This is a genomic window from Polycyclovorans algicola TG408 (assembly GCF_000711245.1).
In the GTDB taxonomy this organism is placed as follows: domain Bacteria; phylum Pseudomonadota; class Gammaproteobacteria; order Nevskiales; family Nevskiaceae; genus Polycyclovorans; species Polycyclovorans algicola.
Map to the genome: position 1 here is coordinate 1,902,226 of NZ_JOMH01000001.1, position 17,840 is coordinate 1,920,065.

General features: G+C 63.8%; 13 protein-coding genes, 2 tRNA genes, 1 rRNA gene and 1 riboswitch. Of the genes, 15 read left to right on the top strand and 1 reads right to left on the bottom strand.

The genetic code is table 11. The annotated features are described in order from the left end of the window. Window positions 1-21 precede the first annotated feature (21 nt). The 11 genes from urtA to uca all read left to right on the top strand — a co-directional run bounded on the left by urtA (window position 22) and on the right by uca (window position 13,919). Window positions 22-1,260, top strand: coding sequence for an urea ABC transporter substrate-binding protein (urtA, locus tag U741_RS0109080; RefSeq protein ID WP_301331323.1), 1,239 nt, complete (start codon window positions 22-24; stop codon window positions 1,258-1,260). A gap of 208 nt (window positions 1,261-1,468) precedes the next feature. Then, complete coding sequence (urtB, locus tag U741_RS0109085) at window positions 1,469-3,130, top strand: urea ABC transporter permease subunit UrtB (RefSeq protein ID WP_052378658.1); 1,662 nt, start codon at window positions 1,469-1,471, stop codon at window positions 3,128-3,130. Continuing rightward, the gene (urtC, locus tag U741_RS0109090) at window positions 3,130-4,221 is read left to right on the top strand and encodes an urea ABC transporter permease subunit UrtC (protein ID WP_029890163.1); all 1,092 of its coding nucleotides are present in this window, start codon (window positions 3,130-3,132) and stop codon (window positions 4,219-4,221) included. The genes urtB and urtC overlap by 1 nt, the downstream gene beginning before the upstream one ends. Continuing rightward, window positions 4,218-5,054, top strand: coding sequence for an urea ABC transporter ATP-binding protein UrtD (urtD, locus tag U741_RS0109095; RefSeq protein ID WP_029890164.1), 837 nt, complete (start codon window positions 4,218-4,220; stop codon window positions 5,052-5,054). The genes urtC and urtD overlap by 4 nt, the downstream gene beginning before the upstream one ends. 4 nt (window positions 5,055-5,058) lie before the next feature. Next, window positions 5,059-5,754 (top strand): urea ABC transporter ATP-binding subunit UrtE, encoded by a 696-nt coding sequence (urtE, locus tag U741_RS0109100; RefSeq protein WP_029890165.1) that lies wholly within the window; start codon window positions 5,059-5,061, stop codon window positions 5,752-5,754. Between the two features lie 75 nt (window positions 5,755-5,829). Continuing rightward, window positions 5,830-5,929: riboswitch (guanidine-I (ykkC/yxkD leader) on the top strand. A gap of 122 nt (window positions 5,930-6,051) precedes the next feature. After that, window positions 6,052-7,110 carry a putative urea ABC transporter substrate-binding protein gene (locus U741_RS0109105; protein WP_052379003.1) on the top strand — a complete coding sequence of 353 codons (1,059 nt, stop codon included), beginning with the start codon at window positions 6,052-6,054 and terminating at the stop codon, window positions 7,108-7,110. Between the two features lie 13 nt (window positions 7,111-7,123). Then, window positions 7,124-7,942, top strand: coding sequence for an ABC transporter permease (locus tag U741_RS0109110; protein ID WP_029890167.1), 819 nt, complete (start codon window positions 7,124-7,126; stop codon window positions 7,940-7,942). After that, window positions 7,939-8,733, top strand: a complete 795-nt coding sequence (locus tag U741_RS0109115; RefSeq protein ID WP_043110247.1) for an ABC transporter ATP-binding protein — start codon at window positions 7,939-7,941, stop codon at window positions 8,731-8,733. Before U741_RS0109110 ends, U741_RS0109115 begins: the two co-directional genes overlap by 4 nt. Beyond that, window positions 8,730-9,440: an urea amidolyase associated protein UAAP1 gene (locus U741_RS0109120; RefSeq protein ID WP_029890169.1), complete on the top strand. Its 711-nt coding sequence runs from the start codon at window positions 8,730-8,732 to the stop codon at window positions 9,438-9,440. The genes U741_RS0109115 and U741_RS0109120 overlap by 4 nt, the downstream gene beginning before the upstream one ends. Before the next feature lie 73 nt (window positions 9,441-9,513). Continuing rightward, a complete protein-coding gene (locus U741_RS0109125; RefSeq protein WP_052378659.1) occupies window positions 9,514-10,149 on the top strand; it encodes an urea amidolyase associated protein UAAP2 in 636 nt (211 codons plus the stop codon). 182 nt (window positions 10,150-10,331) lie between these two features. After that, window positions 10,332-13,919, top strand: coding sequence for an urea carboxylase (uca, locus tag U741_RS0109130; RefSeq protein WP_029890171.1), 3,588 nt, complete (start codon window positions 10,332-10,334; stop codon window positions 13,917-13,919). Window positions 13,920-13,928: 9 nt separating this feature from the next. Here uca and U741_RS0109135 read toward each other — a convergent pair whose 3' ends face one another. After that, window positions 13,929-14,714: an inositol monophosphatase family protein gene (locus U741_RS0109135; protein WP_029890172.1), complete on the bottom strand. Its 786-nt coding sequence runs from the start codon at window positions 14,712-14,714 to the stop codon at window positions 13,929-13,931. Window positions 14,715-14,813: 99 nt separating this feature from the next. On the opposite strand from U741_RS0109135, the gene U741_RS0109140 reads away from it, so the two are divergent. The 4 genes from U741_RS0109140 (at window position 14,814) to U741_RS0109155 (ending at window position 17,767) form a co-directional block, all read left to right on the top strand. Further along, the gene (locus U741_RS0109140) at window positions 14,814-15,587 is read left to right on the top strand and encodes an RNA methyltransferase (protein WP_052378660.1); all 774 of its coding nucleotides are present in this window, start codon (window positions 14,814-14,816) and stop codon (window positions 15,585-15,587) included. A 346-nt stretch (window positions 15,588-15,933) separates the two neighbouring features. Beyond that, window positions 15,934-17,463 (top strand): 16S ribosomal RNA (locus tag U741_RS0109145). Between the two features lie 109 nt (window positions 17,464-17,572). Next, window positions 17,573-17,649, top strand: a tRNA-Ile gene (locus U741_RS0109150). A gap of 42 nt (window positions 17,650-17,691) precedes the next feature. Then, a tRNA-Ala gene (locus U741_RS0109155) sits at window positions 17,692-17,767 on the top strand. Window positions 17,768-17,840 lie beyond the last annotated feature (73 nt).

A 17,840-nucleotide genomic window follows, 5' to 3' on the forward strand; every position in this document is an offset into this window, starting at 1 on the left:
GCCGCAATTCTCGCCCCGGCGATGCTGGGCATCAGTTTGGCCGCACAGGCCGCAGACACCATCAAGGTCGGCGTGCTGCATTCGCTCTCCGGCACGATGGCCATCTCCGAAACCACGCTGAAGGACACCGTCCTGATGCTGGTCGAGGAGCAGAACAAGAAGGGCGGCCTGCTCGGCAAGCAGCTGGAAGCTGTTGTCGTCGACCCGGCCTCCAACTGGCCGCTGTTTGCCGAACGTGCCCGCGAGCTGCTGGCCAAGGACAAGGTCGACGTGGTGTTCGGCTGCTGGACCTCGGTGTCACGCAAGAGCGTGCTGCCGGTGTTCGAAGAGCTGAACGGCCTGCTGTTCTACCCGGTGCAGTACGAGGGCGAAGAGTCCTCGAAGAACGTGATCTACACCGGCGCCGCGCCCAACCAGCAGGCAATTCCGGCGGTCGATTACCTGATGAACGATCTTGAAGTGGAGCGTTGGGTGCTGGCCGGCACCGACTACGTCTACCCGCGCACCACCAACAAGATTCTCGAAGCCTACCTGCAGGCCAAAGGCGTGAAGCCCGAGGACATCATGGTCAACTACACGCCGTTCGGACATTCCGACTGGCAGGGCATCGTCTCCGAGATCAAGGCCTTTGGCTCTACCGGCAAAAAGACGGCGGTGGTCTCGACCATCAATGGCGACGCTAACGTGCCCTTCTACAAGGAGCTGGGCAACCAGAAGATTTCGGCCGAGGACATTCCGGTGGTCGCCTTCTCGGTGGGTGAGGAAGAGCTTTCCGGCATCGACACCGGTCCGCTGGTCGGCCACCTGGCTGCCTGGAACTACTTCATGAGCGTCGACACGCCCGAGAACGCGGCCTTTATCGAGAAATGGCAGGCGTTCATCAAGAGCGAAAAGCGCGTTACCAACGACCCCATGGAAGCGCATTACGTCGGCTTCAACCTCTGGGCGCAGGCGGTCGAGAAGGCCGGCACCACCGATGTTGACAAGGTGCTGACCGCACTTCCGGGCCTGGAAACGCCGAACCTCACCGGCGGCGTGGCCAAGATGCTGCCCAATCACCACATCACCAAGCCGGTGCTGATTGGCGAGATCAACGCCGACGGCCAGTTCGACGTGGTCTGGGAAACCGACGGCACCGTGCCGGGCGACGCGTGGTCCGACTTTCTGCCGGCCAGCAAGCCGATCGAAGCCGACTGGGTGGACCTGAAGTGCGGCAACTACAACACCGAGACCAAGGAATGCTCGGGTCAGAACTTCTGAGCCGACGCGACGTTTTCGACTGTGTTTGGCGATCAAAAGCATTCAACACAGAGGCACAGAGGATGGCGATGAAGCAGAGGACGCAGAGAAAAGAAGGTGATGGCGGTTCTTTCACATCGAATTTCTTTGCGTCCTTTGTTTTGCTCTTTGCGCCTTTGCGTTGAACGCTTTTCTAGCCTTGTTGATGACTGACCCAACCAGGATCACCATGACCCGTTTCCTGTTTCCACCCCTGCACCGTTGGCTGGCCGCGCTGTTACTGGCGCTGCTGGTGGGCGCTGCCCAGGCGGTGACCCCGGACGTTGTCGCCGAGGCCGAGGCCGAGGCCGACTTTGACTACGCCGATGCAGTGCAAGCGCTGCCCGAGGCAAACTTCAGGGTCAAGGCCGAAATCGTCGGCGAACTGGTTCGGCGGGGTCATGCGCATGCCCGGCCGTTGATCGAAGCGCTGCTCGACAACCGGCTCTATGCCAACGAGGCGGGGGTCTTTATCGCCGAGCCCAATGCCGATGACGACGCCGACCCGCAATGGCGCGATGCCCTCACGCTGCAAACCGCCGATGCCACGCTAACGTCTCGCGACCGCATCCGCACCAACAACAGCCTTCGTGCCGCGCTGAAAACGGCGCTGGCGCAGTTTGACCTTGCTGACCCTGACGCCGCCGTCCGGCTGTCCGCCGTGCGCGCGCTTAGCGGTGATCTTGATGACGACGTGCGGGCGCTGCTCATCGTCCAGCAGGCCGGCGATGACGACGCGGCCGTGCGCCGCGAAATTGACATCGCCCTGGCCGTGGACCAGTTGAACGCCGACGATGCGGCAATGCGTCTGGCGGCCATCACCGTGCTCGATGGCGAGCACCGCAATCTGGTTTACAACCGCGTCAAACCCCTGGCTGACCCGGCCAACGAAGCCGATGCCGAGGTCCGCGCGGCAGCGGCCAAGGTGGTGACCAGCATCGATGGCTGGCGCGAAATCTACGGCGGGCTTGAAACCCTGTTCTTCGGGCTGTCACTGGGCTCGGTGCTGGTGCTGGCGGCCATTGGTCTGGCGATCAGCTTTGGGGTGATGGGCGTCATCAACATGGCGCACGGCGAGCTGATCATGCTCGGCGCCTACACCACCTACGTGATGCAACTGCTGCTGCCCAACCACATCGGCCTGGCGCTGGTGCTGGCCATTCCCGCCGCATTTGTCGTGTCAGGTCTGGTCGGCGTGGCCATCGAGCGTGGGGTGATTCGCTTCTTGTACGGGCGGCCGCTGGAAACCCTGCTCGCCACCTTCGGCATTTCGCTGATCCTGCAACAGGTGGTGCGCTCCATCTTTTCGCCGCTGAACCGCTCGGTGACCTCGCCCGAGTGGATGCAGGGTTTGTGGCAGATCAACGATCTGTTTTCGGTGACCTACAACCGCCTGGCGATTGTGGTGTTCATGCTGATTGTGTTCGCGCTTCTGCTGCTGGTGATGAACCGCACCTCGTTGGGCCTGAAGGTGCGCGCCGTGTCACAGAACCGCGCCATGGCCAAGGCAATGGGCGTGCGTACCGCGCGGGTTGACGCCATGACGTTCGGGCTGGGGTCCGGCATCGCCGGCATTGCCGGGGTGGCGCTGTCGCAGCTCACCAACGTGGGGCCGAACCTGGGGCAGGCCTACATCGTCGATTCGTTCATGGTGGTGGTGTTCGGCGGCGTCGGCAATCTGTGGGGCACGCTGATCAGCGGCCTGACCCTGGGCGTGCTCAACAAGCTGCTGGAGCCCGCCGCCGGTGCGGTGATGGCGAAAATTCTGGTGCTGGTGGCGCTGATTCTGTTCATCCAGCGTCGTCCGAAAGGCCTGTTCCCGCAAAAAGGCCGCGCGGCGGAGGGCCACTGATGACGCCCAGAACCCTGTTGATGGGCGGTCGCGGCGGCGCCATTTTCCTGGCGGTCATGGCGCTGCTGGCGGTGGTGGTGCCGCTACTCAATCTCGGCGTCTCGCCCGACTCGCCGCTGCACCTGCCCGACTATTGGGTGACCCTGCTCGGCAAGTACCTCAGCTACGCGCTGCTGGCCATTGCCATCGACCTGATCTGGGGCTACTGCGGCATTCTCAGCCTGGGTCACACGGCGTTTTTTGCGCTGGGCGGCTACGCCATGGGCATGTACCTGATGCGCCAGATCGGCACGCGCGGCACCTACGGCAACGCCGAGCTGCCCGACTTCATGGTGTTTCTCAACTGGGAATCGTTGCCCTGGTACTGGTGGGGTTTTGACCAGTTCTGGTTCGCGATGCTGATGGTGCTGCTGGCGCCGGGCGTGCTGGCCTTCGCCTTTGGCTGGCTGGCGTTCCGCTCGCGGGTCGGCGGGGTGTACCTGTCGATCATCACCCAGGCCATGACCTACGCCTTGATGCTGGCGTTTTTCCGCAACGAGATGGGCTTTGGCGGCAACAACGGCCTGACCGATTTCAAGGACATTCTGGGCTTCAACCTGCAAGCGCAATCGACCCGCGTCGGGTTGTTTCTGGCCACCGTGGTGGCGCTGACGCTGGGGTATCTGGCCTGCCTGTTTATCACCAGCTCGCGCTTCGGTCGCATCATCGAGGCGATCCGCGACGCCGAAAGCCGCACCCGCTTCATCGGTTATCGGGTCGAGTATTACAAGCTGGCGCTGTTCACCTTTTCGGCCATGCTCGCCGGCGTCGCCGGCGCGCTGTACGTGCCGCAGGTGGGCATCATCAATCCCGGTGAGTTTTCGCCCATCAACTCCATCGAAGCCGTCGTCTGGGTGGCGGTGGGCGGGCGCGGCACGCTCTACGGCGCGGCGCTGGGTGCGGGCATCGTCAATTACGCCAAGACCTGGTTCACCACCGCCTTTCCGGAAGTGTGGCTATACGCCCTGGGCACCCTGTTCGTGGCGGTGACCCTGGCCCTGCCGCGTGGTGTGGTGGGTCTGCTGTCGCGCCGCAAAGGGGGCAAGGCATGAGCCTTCGTGAAACCGTTCACGAGCTGACCCGCCGAGACAAGGTCTTCGACTTTGTGAACCGACCCACCGAGCGGCCCAGCCGCGTCGACATCAGCCACACCACCATTTTGTATCTGGAAGACATCACCGTCAGCTTCGACGGCTTTCGCGCACTCGACGCGCTCACCCTGTACATCGACGCCGGTGAGCTGCGCTGCATCATCGGCCCCAACGGCGCCGGCAAGACGACGATGATGGATGTCATCACCGGCAAGACCCGGCCCGATGCCGGCCAGGCCTGGTTCGGCCAAACCTTCAACCTGCTGCGCATGGACGAGCCCGACATCGCCCAGGCCGGCATCGGCCGCAAGTTCCAGAAGCCCACGGTGTTTGCCGAGCACAGCGTGTTCGAGAACCTTGAGCTGTCGCTGGCCGGGCAGCGCGGCGTGTGGCACACGTTGTTTGCCCGTCTCGACGGCCCCCAGCGCGACCGCATCGCCGAGGTGATGGAGATCATCGGTTTGCAGGACCTGCACACGCAGCGCGCGGGCAGCCTGTCACACGGCCAGAAGCAGTGGCTGGAGATCGGCATGTTGCTGATGCAGGAGCCGCAGTTGCTGCTGGTCGACGAGCCGGTGGCGGGCATGACGCCGCAGGAGACCGAGCGCACCGCCGAACTGCTCACCTCGCTGGCCGGCCAACGCTCGGTGGTGGTGGTGGAGCACGACATGGCCTTCGTCCGCTCCATTTCGCGCAAGGTCACGGTGCTGCACGAAGGCCGCGTGCTGGCAGAGGGTTCTATCGACGACGTGCAGAACGATGCCGAAGTCCGGCGGGTGTACCTCGGTGAATAAGCCCTTGCTACAGACGCGCGGCGTCCAGCAGTTTTACGGCGGCAGCCACATCCTCTGGGACGTGGACCTCGACGTGACCGAAGGCTCCATCACCTGCCTGATGGGCCGCAACGGCATGGGCAAGACCACCCTGCTGAAGTGCGTGATGGGGCTGTTGCCGATCCGCGAGGGGCGTATCGAATTTGCCGGTGATGACCTGCTGCGCCGCGCCGCCGAGCAGCGCGCCGGGCTGGGCATTGGCTACGTGCCGCAAGGGCGCGAGATTTTTCCGCAACTGACCGTGGAAGAGAATCTGCAGCTGGGCGTATACGTGCGCCCCGACCGTGACCGCGCGGCGCTGGAGCCCATTTACGAGACCTTTCCGGTGCTCAAGAAAATGCTGCGGCGGCGCGGCGGTGACCTGTCGGGCGGCCAGCAGCAGCAACTGGCCATCGGCCGCGCGCTGGTGTTCAACCCCAAGTTGCTGATCCTTGACGAACCCTGCGAAGGCATCCAGCCCAACATCGTCGCCGAGATCGGCGACCTGTTGATTCGCCTCAATCGCGAGACCGGGCTGACCGTGCTGCTGGTCGAGCAGAAGCTGCCGTTCGCGCGCCGCGTGGCGACCGACTTCCGCATTCTCGACAAGGGTCGGCTGGTGGCGCAGGGGCCCATCGCCGGGCTGTCGGATGACCTGGTCCGCAAGCACTTGAGCGTTTGAACATTGGCACGCTTTTGGCGTGTCAGGAGATGCGGGGCTTGCATCGCTGCTGGCTCTTGAGATGACTGACGCATGACAATGGTCGACTAGGGTTCCGGTCCGCGTTGCGGATGCTGGTCCGAGAGTCGGCGACCTCCGGTTGGGGGTTACACGGCGGGATAAAAGCCCGGGAGATCAACAGCTTTGTGCTGTGAGTACTCCCGCGCTCTGCCCGGTAACCGTCACCTAACCTGAGGTCTTGCCATGTTTGGATCACGCCCCCGATTGGCCCCGTTCGCACTGCTGTGGTGCGCTGCCATGCTTGCCGCCTGCTCGAAGGCCGAGCCACCACCGGCCGAGGCGCCGGTTGAAGCCGCCGCCGCCGAAATACCCAGCTTCAAGGTTTGCTGGACGATCTACGCCGGGTGGATGCCGTGGGAATTTGGCGCCGCCGAAGGCATCGTTGCCAAGTGGGCCGACAAATACGACATCGGCATCGAGGTGGTGCAGATCAACGACTACGTCGAGTCGATCAACCAGTACACCGCCGGGCAGTTTGACGGCTGCACCATGACCAACATGGATGCGCTGACCATTCCCGCTGCGGGCGGCGTTGACAGCACCGCGCTGGTGGTGGGCGACTTCTCCAACGGCAACGACGGCATCGTGCTGAAGGGTGCCGACAAATCGCTGGCCGACCTCAAGGGCTTGCCGGTGAACCTGGTGGAACTGTCGGTTTCGCACTATCTGCTGGCGCGCGGGCTGGAAAGCGCAGGCCTCAGCGAGCGCGACATTTCGGTGGTCAACACCTCCGATGCCGACATCGTGGCCGCCTTCGCCACCGACGACGTGCAGGCCGCGGTCACCTGGAACCCGCTGCTCGCCGAGATCAAGGCGACACCCGCGTCCAGCCTGGTGTTCGACTCCAGCCAGATTCCCGGCGAGATCATCGACCTGATGGTGGTCAACACCGAAACCCTGGCGGCCCACCCCGAACTGGGCAAGGCGCTGACCGGGGCGTGGTATGAAATCATGGCGCTGATGGCCTCGGACGATGCCGCCGGCGTCGCCGCACGCACCCACATGGCGCAGGCCTCGGGGACTGACCTGGCCGGTTACGAGGCGCAGTTGGCGGCGACCCGCATGTTCTACGCAGCAGCCGACGCGGCGGCCTTTGCCGCCAGCCCGGAGTTGCCGGAAACCATGGAAAAAGTGGCGGCGTTTTCGTTCACCCACGGCCTGCTCGGTGATGGCGCCAAGGATGCCGATGTGGTGGGCATTGCCTATCCCGGTGGAAAAACCACCGGCGATACCAACAACGTGAAGCTGCGCTTTACCGACGCGTTCGCCACCATGGCGGCCGAAGGCAAGTTGTAGGCGCGGAGGCATCGTGCGCCTGATCAACCGCATTCCCGCGCACGGCGCGCGGCTGTCGCTGGCCGCGTTGCCGTTCGTATTGCTGCTGGCCGTTTACCTGATGGCCAGCAGCCTGCGCCTGGCCGACAACCCCAACGACAAGCTGCTGCCCAGCCCGACCCAGATGGTCGGCGCGGTGGAGCGCATGGCCTTCAGCGAAGACCCGCGCTCCGGTGACGTGCTGCTGTGGAAAGACACCGCCGCCAGCCTCAAGCGGCTGGGTCTGGGCCTGGGCATCAGCGCGGTGGTGGGCTTGATGCTGGGCGTGGCGGCAGGCGCGATCCCGTTGTTCTCGGCGCCGCTGTCGCCGCTGCTGCGGCTGCTGGCGATGATTCCGCCGCTGGCGATCTTGCCGCTGCTGTTCATCGTGTTTGGGCTGGGGGAGCTGTCCAAGGTCATGCTGATCGTGATTGGCGTGGCACCGTGCATCGCCCGCGATCTGGAAGGCCACGCCCGGCAGATTCCGGCCGAAATGCTGATCAAGGCGCAGACCCTGGGCGCCAACACCTGGACCCTGATATTGCGGGTGATCCTGCCGCAGCTTCTGCCGCGGCTGCTGATCTCGCTGCAACTGCTGCTGGGGTCGGCGTGGCTGTTCCTGATTGCCGCCGAGGCCATCGCCTCCACCGACGGGTTGGGCTATCGCATCTTCTTGATGCGCCGCTATCTGGCGATGGACGTGATCCTGCCCTACGTGGCGTGGATCACCCTGCTGGCGTGGCTCATGGACTATGGCCTGCGGCGCGCCTCGCAGCGGCTGTTCCCGTGGTTTGTCGTGGCGGATCGGCGATGAGTCTGTTGACGCTCGATCATGTCTGGCAGCGCTACGGCGATCACGTGGTGCTCGAAAACCTGTCGCTGGCCGTGGACGAAGGTGCGTTCTGCTCGCTGGTCGGCGCCTCGGGCTGCGGCAAGTCCACCTTCCTGCGCCTGTTGCTGGGGCAGGAACGACCCAGCCAGGGGCGCATCCTGCTCGATGGCCAGCCGCTTCCGCCCGAGCCTGACGCCGCGCGCGGGGTGGTGTTCCAGAAGTACTCGGTGTTTCCGCATCTGACGGTGCGCAACAACGTGCTGCTGGGGCTGGAACTGGCCGCGTCGCGCTTCGCCGGTCGGCTCTGGGGCGGCGCCCGACGCAGCGCTCGCGACCGGGCCGATGCACTGCTGGAATCGGTGGGGCTGGGGCCGGCGCGAGACCTGTACCCCAGCGCGCTGTCGGGCGGCATGCAGCAGCGGCTGGCGATTGCCCAAGCGCTAATCATGAAGCCGCGCATTTTGTTGCTGGACGAACCTTTCGGCGCGCTCGACCCCGGTATTCGCAAAGACATGCACGCATTGCTGCTGGCGCTGTGGAAGCAGACCGGGCTGACGGTGTTCATGGTCACCCACGATCTGGCCGAGGGCTTCACCCTGGGCACGCGGCTGCTGGTGTTCGACAAGCCGCGCCTCGACCCGCAGCACCCCGAGGCCTACGGCGCGCGCATCACCTACGACATTGCACTGAACCCGGATCGGCTGGCCGCGCGGCGCGTGCTGCCCGAGCAGGTGATTCGCCGCAGCGAATCCAGCCAGGAGGTTACGGCGTGAAGCTGCTTTACCGCGAAACACTGCCGGGCGGCGCGCACGCGTCGATGGTGCTCAGGCGCGGCCGCCTGCTGCGGCTGACCGATATCGAAGGCGGCGCCAACCTCGCGCTGCTGGCGTGGAACGCCAACGAAAAAACCGAGCGCCTGAACCTGCCCGACTCGCTCAAATGCCAGCACACCGCGAGGCTCACCGCCGGGCATTGTCTGTATTCCGACATGGGCCGCGTGCTGCTGTGCATCGCCGCCGACACGCTGGACTGGCACGACCCCATCGGCGGCGTGAGCACCGCCGACGAGGTGCGGGCGCGCCATGGCGGCGGTAGCTTCCAGACCCTGCGCAACGACTTTGTCCGCAACGGCCACGACAACCTGCTGGTGGAAATGGGCAAGTGGGGCCTGACCCGCCGCGACCTGGCGATGAACGTCAATTTCTTCAGCAAGCTGGCGAGCGACGAGGCCGCGCACCTGAGCTTCGTACCGGGGCATTCCGCAGCCGGCAGCGCGGTGGACCTGTACGCGCCCATGGACACGCTGCTGGTGTTCACCAGCATCCCGCATCCGCTGGACCCGGCGACGACTTACGCCCCCAAGCCGGTGGACATGACCCTGTTCGACGGTGCCGACGCGGCGGCCATCACGCAGAAATGCCGCGATACCCGCCCGGAAAACGGTCGCGGCCTCACGCTGACGGAGCGTTATTACTTGTGAACATTTCAATGCATCGCGCGTCTTTCCCGCGCCCGCAGGCGGGCGAGGGGTGTCAATGCGGAGGAGTATTTCAATGACGTTCCAGCACAGCCCGCAGAACCCCGCCGACGCCGCGCGCCGCGAAATCGTCTCGGCAGGCGAAGCGTGGATGGGTGAGCTGACCGCCGGGCAGACCTTCCGCATCCTCGACCTGGAGGGCAATCAGGCGGTCGATACCCTGTTCTACAACCTGGCTGACCCGAGCGAGCGCTACGACGCCCAGCGCACGGTGCGGCAGCAGGCGCAGGTGTACCTCTCCACCGGCTCGGTGCTCATGTCCACCCTGGGCCGCGCCATGCTGACCGTGACCGCTGACACCTGCGGCCGTCACGACACCCTCGGCGGCGCCTGCGCGCAGGAGTCCAATCGGGTGCGTTACGCGCTGGACAAGGGCCACATGCACAGTTGTCGCGACAACTTTCTGCGCGCCATCGCCCACGACGGACGGCTGGACAAGCGCGACCTCACTGCCAACATCAACTTCTTCATGAACGTGCCGGTCACCGCCGACGGCGGGCTGAGTTTCGCCGACGGCGTGTCGGCGCCCGGCAAGTACGTTGAATTGCGGGCCGACATGGACGTGCTGGTGCTGATCTCGAACTGCCCGCAGCTCAACAACCCCTGCAATGCCTACAACCCGACGCCAATTGAGGTGCTGGTGTGGGGTTAGCGCTGCGGACCGAGCTAAACGCGTTCAACGCAAAGGCGCAAAGGACGCGAAGAAAAGCCGGATAGCGCTTTTGTTTGCGTTTCCTTTGCGGTCTTTGCGCCTTTGCGTTTAAGGCTTTTCCCCCGCCACGGACGACCGTGGCGGGTCACTCAACCGGGACGGCCCGATCAGGACCCGACGTCATGTTCAAGACCGTTCTCATCGCCAATCGCTGCGCCATTGCCTGCCGCATTCTGCGCACGCTCAAGGCGCTGAACGTCACCGGGGTGTCGGTGTTCAGCGAGGCCGATCACGCCAGCCTGCACGTTGAGCAGGCCGACCAGGCCATCAGTCTCGGCGCGGGTGGGGCGGCCAGCACCTACCTCGATGTCGGAAAGATTCTCGCGGCGGCGCGGGATTGCGGGGCGGAAGCGATTCATCCCGGTTATGGTTTTTTATCCGAAAACGCCGACTTTGCCGAAGCCTGCGAGGCGGCCGGCATCGCCTTTCTGGGCCCGACACCGACGCAACTGCGCCAGTTCGGCCTCAAGCACACGGCGCGGGCCTTGGCCGCGCAGGCCGGGCTGCCCCTGCTGCGCGGCAGTGGTCTGCTCGACAGCCTGCAACAGGCACAGCACGAGGCGGCGCGGGTGGGGTATCCGGTGATGCTCAAAAGCACCGCAGGCGGCGGCGGTATCGGCATGCGGGTGTGCCGCAGTGCCGACGGGCTGGCCGCGCAGTTCGAGGCGGTGAAGCGAATGGGCGAGCACAACTTCCGCGACGGCGGTGTGTTTCTGGAGCAGTTCATCGAGCGCGCGCGACACGTCGAAGTGCAGGTGTTCGGCGATGGCGCGGGCCAGGTCATCGCCCTGGGCGAGCGCGACTGCTCGGTGCAGCGGCGCAACCAGAAGGTGCTGGAAGAGGCGCCGGCGCCGAACCTGCCCGCGGCCGTACGCGAGGCGCTGCACACGGCGGCGGTGACCCTGGCGCAGTCGGTCCATTACCGCTCGGCCGGCACCGTGGAGTTTGTCTACGACGATGCGGCTGAAGCGTTCTATTTCCTCGAAGTGAACACGCGCCTGCAAGTGGAGCACGGCGTCACCGAGCAGGTGTACGGGATTGATCTGGTGAGCTGGATGATTGAACTGGCCGCCGGAACGCTGCCGCCGCTGACCGCACTTGCCGCAGACCTCGCGCCGCGCGGGCACGCCGTGCAGGCGCGGCTGTATGCCGAAGATCCGGGCAAGGGATTTCAGCCCAGCGCCGGCCTGCTGACGCAGCTTGAATTTCCGCCCGCCGATGGCGCCGGTCTGCGCATCGACACCTGGGTGGAGGCCGGCTGCGAGATCTCCAGCGACTTCGACCCCATGATCGCCAAGCTGATCGCCTGGGCACCCGATCGCGCGCTGGCCGTGCAGGCGCTGGATCGGGCGCTGGCGGCAACGCGGCTGTATGGCATCGAAACCAACCGGGCGTATCTGCGGCAGATTCTGGCCTTCTCCCCGTTTGTCGACGGCCGCGCCTGGACCCGCTGTCTGGAGACCTTGCGCGACGTTCAACACACCGTCGAGGTGTTGGCACCCGGCACCCAGACCACGGTGCAGGACTGGCCGGGGCGGCTCGGCTACTGGGCGGTGGGCATTCCGCCGTCCGGGCCCATGGACGCGCGCTCGCTGCGCGCAGGTAATCGCCTGCTGGGCAACGACGAGGGTGCGGCGGCGCTGGAAATCACTCTGGCCGGTCCCACGCTGCGGTTCAACTGCGAGACCGTGGTGGCCGTCACCGGCGCAGAGATGCCGCTGACTGTGGACGGCGTGTCGGTGGCCATGAATGCGGCGCTCGCCATTGCTGCGGGCTCGACGCTGGCCATCGGCCGCATCTCCGGGCCGGGCGCGCGGGCCTATCTGTGTGTGCGCGGCGGCGTGCAGGTGCCGGCCTACCTCGGTGCGTCCAGCACGTTCACGCTGGGGCAGTTTGGCGGCCACGCCGGACGGGCGCTGCGGGTCGGGGATGTACTGCACCTGCGCGGACCGGCAAATCTTCCGGTTGTTGCCGATACCCCCAAGGTCGAACCGTTGCACCTGCCCCCGGTCCGCACGCTGCGGGTGATGGTCGGCCCGCATGCGGCGCCGGAATACTTCAGCGAGGCGTATCTGGCGCTGTTTTTCGCAGCCGAGTGGGAGGTGCACTTCAATTCGTCGCGCACCGGAGTGCGGCTGATTGGCCCCAAGCCGGAGTGGGCCCGCGCCGACGGCGGCGAGGCGGGGCTGCACCCGTCCAACATTCACGACAATGCCTACGCCATTGGCGCGGTCGATTTCACCGGTGACATGCCGGTGATTCTGGGGCCCGACGGCCCCAGCCTCGGCGGCTTCGTGTGCCCGGCCACGGTGATCGAGGCCGACCTGTGGCAGTTGGGCCAACTCAAGGCCGGCGACCGGCTGCGCTTCGAGGCGGTGGACTACCGCGCCGCCCGCGTGGCGGCGGTCAACTCTGGCAGTGACGTCGGGCTGAAGCCCAATCGACACCGCGTTGCAGCGCAGGGCGCGGTGGTGCTCGATGAAGGTGACGGTGACACCCGCCTGGTCGCGCGTCTTGCGGGCGATTGCAACCTGTTGCTGGAGTTCGGCGCGGCCGAGATTGATCTGGCGACCCGCTTCCGCGCCGATGCGCTGATGCGTGCGCTGCGGGCGCTGAATCTGCCCGGCGTGACCGATCTGACGCCGGGCATTCGCAGCCTGCAAATTCACTATCAGCCCGAGCAGCAGCCGTTGGCCGACCTGTTGGCCTGCGTGCGCGCACAGTGGCAGGGCGTGGCCGGTGCGCAAGACCTCAGCCTGCCGTCACGCATCGTGCATCTGCCGCTGTCGTGGGACGACCCGGCAACGCGTATTGCCATCGACAAGTACATGACCACGGTGCGCAAGGACGCGCCCTGGTGCCCGAGCAATCTGGAGTTTATTCGCCGCATCAACGGGCTGGCGTCCATCGACGCGGTGAAGCGCATCGTCTTTGACGCGGATTACCTGGTGATGGGGCTGGGTGATGTGTACCTGGGCGCGCCGGTGGCGACGCCGCTGGACCCGCGCCATCGCCTGGTCACCACCAAGTACAACCCGGCGCGCACCTGGACCCCCGAAAACGCGGTGGGCATTGGCGGCGCTTACCTTTGCGTCTATGGCATGGAAGGACCGGGCGGTTACCAGTTTGTCGGCCGCACGCTGCAAATGTGGAACCGCTACAAGGCGGTGCCGGCGTTCTGCGGCGAGCCGTACCTGCTGCGCTTTTTTGACCAGATCCGGTTCTTCGAAGTCAGCGCCGACGAGCTGACGCAGATTCGCCGCGACTTCCCGCTGGGGCGCTATCCGCTGACGATTGAAGACACGATCTTGCGGCTGGCCGACTATCAGGGGTTTCTGGACGACAACGCGGCCAGCATTGCTGCCTTCCGCCAGCAACAGCGTGCCGCTTTTGACGACGAGCGCGCGCATTGGGCGGCCAGCGGTCTGGCCCACTTTGAGGCGGGCAGCGAAGCGGCGCAGCCTGTGGCGACCGAATCAGCGCTGGAAGACGACGAGACCGGCGTCTTCAGCCCGGTGGCCGGCAACCTGTGGCAACTCAAGGTGGCGCCGGGGGAGCGCGTGACGGCCGGCCAACTGCTGGCGGTGCTGGAAGCGATGAAGATGGAGCTTGAGGTGGTCGCGCCGGTCGATGGGGTGATCCGGCGCAGCCTGGTCACGCCGGGGCGTTCATTGTCGGCCGGACAACTGATGCTGACCGTGGCGCAGTAACGCGCCGCCTCAGCCGCCCGCGCTGAGGGGCTTGAGGCGGGCTTCGAGTGCGTCGATCAGCTTGTAGCTGGCGGCGAGAATATGGCCGTGGCCAAGCACGTCGTCATCGCCCGCCAGCGGCTTGATGACGCCAGAGGCTTCCTGCACGAGCACGATGCCGGCGGCGATGTCCCAGGGTTTGAGGTTGAATTCGAAGAAGCCGTCGAGGCGACCGGCGGCGACATACGCCAGGTCCAGCGCGGCAGACCCGGCACGCCGCACGCCGGCGGTGCTGGTCGCCACATGGCCGAGCATCTTCAGGTAATCAGGCATGAACTCTTCTTGCAACGGTACGCCGGTGCCGATCAGCGCTTCGTCCAGATCTTTAGTGTTGCTGCAACGTAGCCGGCGACTGTTGAGCATGGCGCCGGCCCCGCGTGAAGCGGTGTACAGGTCATTGGTGCAGGGGGCGTAAATCACCCCGTGTTCCAGGCGGCCCTTCACTTCAATGCCAATCGATACCGCGTAATGCGGGATGCGGTGCAGGAAGTTGGTGGTGCCGTCCAGCGGGTCAATGATCCAGCGGACTTCTGAGTCACCACTGGCGCCGCTCTCTTCGCCGAGGATGGCGTGATCGGGATAAGCCTTATGGATGGTGCGGATGATCTCGGCTTCGGCGCTGCGGTCCACCTGCGTCACGAAGTCGTTGTGTTGCTTGCGGTCCACCTGCAGCGTCTCAACACGTTCACTGTGCTTGAGAATGACGTTGCCGGCACTGCGCGCGGCAGACACGGCGATATTGACCAGCGGATGCATGCGGGTGGATTCCGTAAATGGAGAAGAGCGGGCAGTGCGTCTGGCGGCGTGAACGACGCGGCGGCAGAGCGCTTGCAATGAGCCTCTAGAATATCACGCATGACCTCAATTCCAGACGCTGAACCGCCCGCCACGGGCATCCGTATCGTGTTGGTACAGACCCAACACCCGGGCAACATCGGGTCCACGGCGCGTGCCATGCGCACCATGGGCTTTGAGGAACTCGTGCTGGTCAGCCCCGAGCGCTTTCCGCACCCGCAGGCACGAGCGCTGGCCTCCAACGCGCTGCCCGTCGTGGAGAACGCCCGCGTGGTGGGCTCATTGCAGGAGGCAATTGCCGACTGCGGCTGGGTGGTGGCGACCTCGGCGCGGCCCCGACACCTCGGCGATGAGCCGCTGACGCCGTGGGACTTTGCCGAAACGGCCCAGACCCGGGCGAAGCGCGCAAAGGTGGCGCTGGTGTTCGGCCCGGAGCGTACCGGTCTCAGCAATGAGGATCTTGAGCGCTGCAATGCAGTAATCATGGTGCCCACCGACCCCACCTATGCCTCGCTCAACCTCGCGCAGGCGGTGCAGCTGATGACGTGGGAGTTACGCAAGGCAGGGCTGGCTGAGGTGCCCAAGGTGTCGGCCAAACATGAGCACCCGTCCTACGCGCCGCCGACGGCTGACGAGATGGCGCACTTCTATGAGCACCTTGAGCGGGTGCTGCTCAAGACCGGTTTTCTGGACCCGCGTAATCCGCGGCTGCTGATGCGACGCCTGCGGCAGTTCTATCACCGCGCCCAGCCGGACCGAAACGAGCTGAATATTCTGCGCGGCATCCTGACCACGGTGGAAACCCCAAAGATCCGAACGCCGAAGGCATCCTGATGCCCGGGACAACGAAGGGACGGTCGGCTTGATGCCGGATGGCTGATAAATCCAAAAACACCGACAGATCAGCGACTTGTAAAAAAAGTGTCAAATCGGTGTTGACCCCCTCCCGTTCTGTCGTATGATGCGCGCCCTTGCAGCGGTGGCCTTGGAGTTTTCGGGGTTACAGTTGCCGCTCTTTAAGAACAAGAACAAGTGATTTGTGTGGGTGCTCTTGTGTTCGTGTGGTTGCGTTTAGTGGCCATGTAGAACGTAGTGAGTATCACAAAAGCCAAGAGCTTTGGTGAGGACTCTGGTGGGTGTTGGGGCTGAAAGGTTCTGGCGCTTACCGACCAGTTAGGTTTAATTGGAGAGTTTGATCCTGGCTCAGATTGAACGCTGGCGGCATGCCTAACACATGCAAGTCGAACGGGTTGTACTTCGGTACAGCTAGTGGCGGACGGGTGAGTAATACATAGGAATCTGCCCGAGAGTGGGGGATAACCCAGGGAAACTTGGATTAATACCGCATGATCTCTACGGAGCAAAGCTGGGGACCTTCGGGCCTGGCGCTTTTGGAGGAGCCTATGTCTGATTAGCTTGTTGGTGAGGTAACGGCTCACCAAGGCGACGATCAGTAACTGGTCTGAGAGGACGACCAGTCACACCGGAACTGAGACACGGTCCGGACTCCTACGGGAGGCAGCAGTGGGGAATATTGGACAATGGGCGAAAGCCTGATCCAGCAATGCCGCGTGTGTGAAGAAGGCCTTCGGGTTGTAAAGCACTTTAGGATGGAAAGAAAAAACTTCAGTTAATAGCTGGAGTCTTGACGGTACCATCAGAATAAGCACCGGCTAACTCTGTGCCAGCAGCCGCGGTAATACAGAGGGTGCAAGCGTTAATCGGATTTACTGGGCGTAAAGCGTGTGTAGGTGGTGGTGTAAGTCGGTTGTGAAATCCCCGGGCTTAACCTGGGAACTGCTTCCGATACTGCGTCACTAGAGTACGGTAGAGGGTGGTGGAATTTCCGGTGTAGCGGTGAAATGCGTAGATATCGGAAGGAACATCAATGGCGAAGGCAACCACCTGGGCCTGTACTGACACTGAGACACGAAAGCGTGGGGATCAAACAGGATTAGATACCCTGGTAGTCCACGCTGTAAACGATGACAACTTGACGTTGGTTTGCTTAGCGAATCAGTGTCGTAGCTAACGCGATAAGTTGTCCGCCTGGGGAGTACGGCCGCAAGGTTGAAACTCAAAGGAATTGACGGGGGCCCGCACAAGCGGTGGAGTATGTGGTTTAATTCGATGCAACGCGAAGAACCTTACCTGGCCTTGACATGTCCGGAATCCTGCAGAGATGCGGGAGTGCCTTCGGGAATCGGAACACAGGTGCTGCATGGCTGTCGTCAGCTCGTGTCGTGAGATGTTGGGTTAAGTCCCGCAACGAGCGCAACCCTTGTCCTTAGTTGCCATCATTCAGTTGGGCACTCTAGGGAGACCGCCGGTGACAAACCGGAGGAAGGTGGGGATGACGTCAAGTCATCATGGCCCTTATGGCCAGGGCTACACACGTACTACAATGGTGTATACAGAGGGTCGCCAAGCCGCGAGGTGGAGCTAATCCCAGAAAGTACATCGTAGTCCGGATCGGAGTCTGCAACTCGACTCCGTGAAGTCGGAATCGCTAGTAATCGCCGATCAGCATTTGCGGCGGTGAATACGTTCCCGGGCCTTGTACACACCGCCCGTCACACCATGGGAGTTGGCTGCACCAGAAGCCGGTAGACTAACCGCAAGGGGGTCGCCGTCCACGGTGTGGTTAATGACTGGGGTGAAGTCGTAACAAGGTAGCCGTAGGGGAACCTGCGGCTGGATCACCTCCTTTCAAGAATGCCACTGCAGCCATGCTGCATGAGAGCACCCACACAAATCACTTGTACTTCATCAGCATCACAGGCCCTCGCGGCCGTGATGGCACTGATGAAACCCGAACTGGGTCTGTAGCTCAGCTGGTTAGAGCACACGCTTGATAAGCGTGGGGTCGATGGTTCAAATCCGTCCAGACCCACCATTTACAGACCTTTTGTCACGTCGCGCACTGGTTCAAGCAACTGGGGCCATAGCTCAGCTGGGAGAGCACCTGCTTTGCAAGCAGGGGGTCGTCGGTTCGATCCCGACTGGCTCCACCAGCTGCATGCAAGACGGCAAGACAAAAGTTCAGGTGGCAAGGCTAAGCAAAGCGCCATGTCCAGCAAAAGTCTC

Excerpts from the sequence above, each read along its gene's own strand:
- uca (WP_029890171.1), top strand. The coding sequence starts at position 10,332 with ATGTTCAAGACCGTTCTCATCGCCAATCGCTGCGCCATTGCCTGCCGC.
- U741_RS0109125 (WP_052378659.1), top strand. The coding sequence starts at position 9,514 with ATGACGTTCCAGCACAGCCCGCAGAACCCCGCCGACGCCGCGCGCCGC.
- urtC (WP_029890163.1), top strand. The coding sequence starts at position 3,130 with ATGACGCCCAGAACCCTGTTGATGGGCGGTCGCGGCGGCGCCATTTTC.
- U741_RS0109115 (WP_043110247.1), top strand. The coding sequence starts at position 7,939 with ATGAGTCTGTTGACGCTCGATCATGTCTGGCAGCGCTACGGCGATCAC.
- U741_RS0109105 (WP_052379003.1), top strand. The coding sequence starts at position 6,052 with ATGCTTGCCGCCTGCTCGAAGGCCGAGCCACCACCGGCCGAGGCGCCG.
- U741_RS0109140 (WP_052378660.1), top strand. The coding sequence starts at position 14,814 with ATGACCTCAATTCCAGACGCTGAACCGCCCGCCACGGGCATCCGTATC.
- urtA (WP_301331323.1), top strand. The coding sequence starts at position 22 with ATGCTGGGCATCAGTTTGGCCGCACAGGCCGCAGACACCATCAAGGTC.
- urtB (WP_052378658.1), top strand. The coding sequence starts at position 1,469 with ATGACCCGTTTCCTGTTTCCACCCCTGCACCGTTGGCTGGCCGCGCTG.
- U741_RS0109135 (WP_029890172.1), bottom strand. The coding sequence starts at position 14,714 with ATGCATCCGCTGGTCAATATCGCCGTGTCTGCCGCGCGCAGTGCCGGC.
- urtD (WP_029890164.1), top strand. The coding sequence starts at position 4,218 with ATGAGCCTTCGTGAAACCGTTCACGAGCTGACCCGCCGAGACAAGGTC.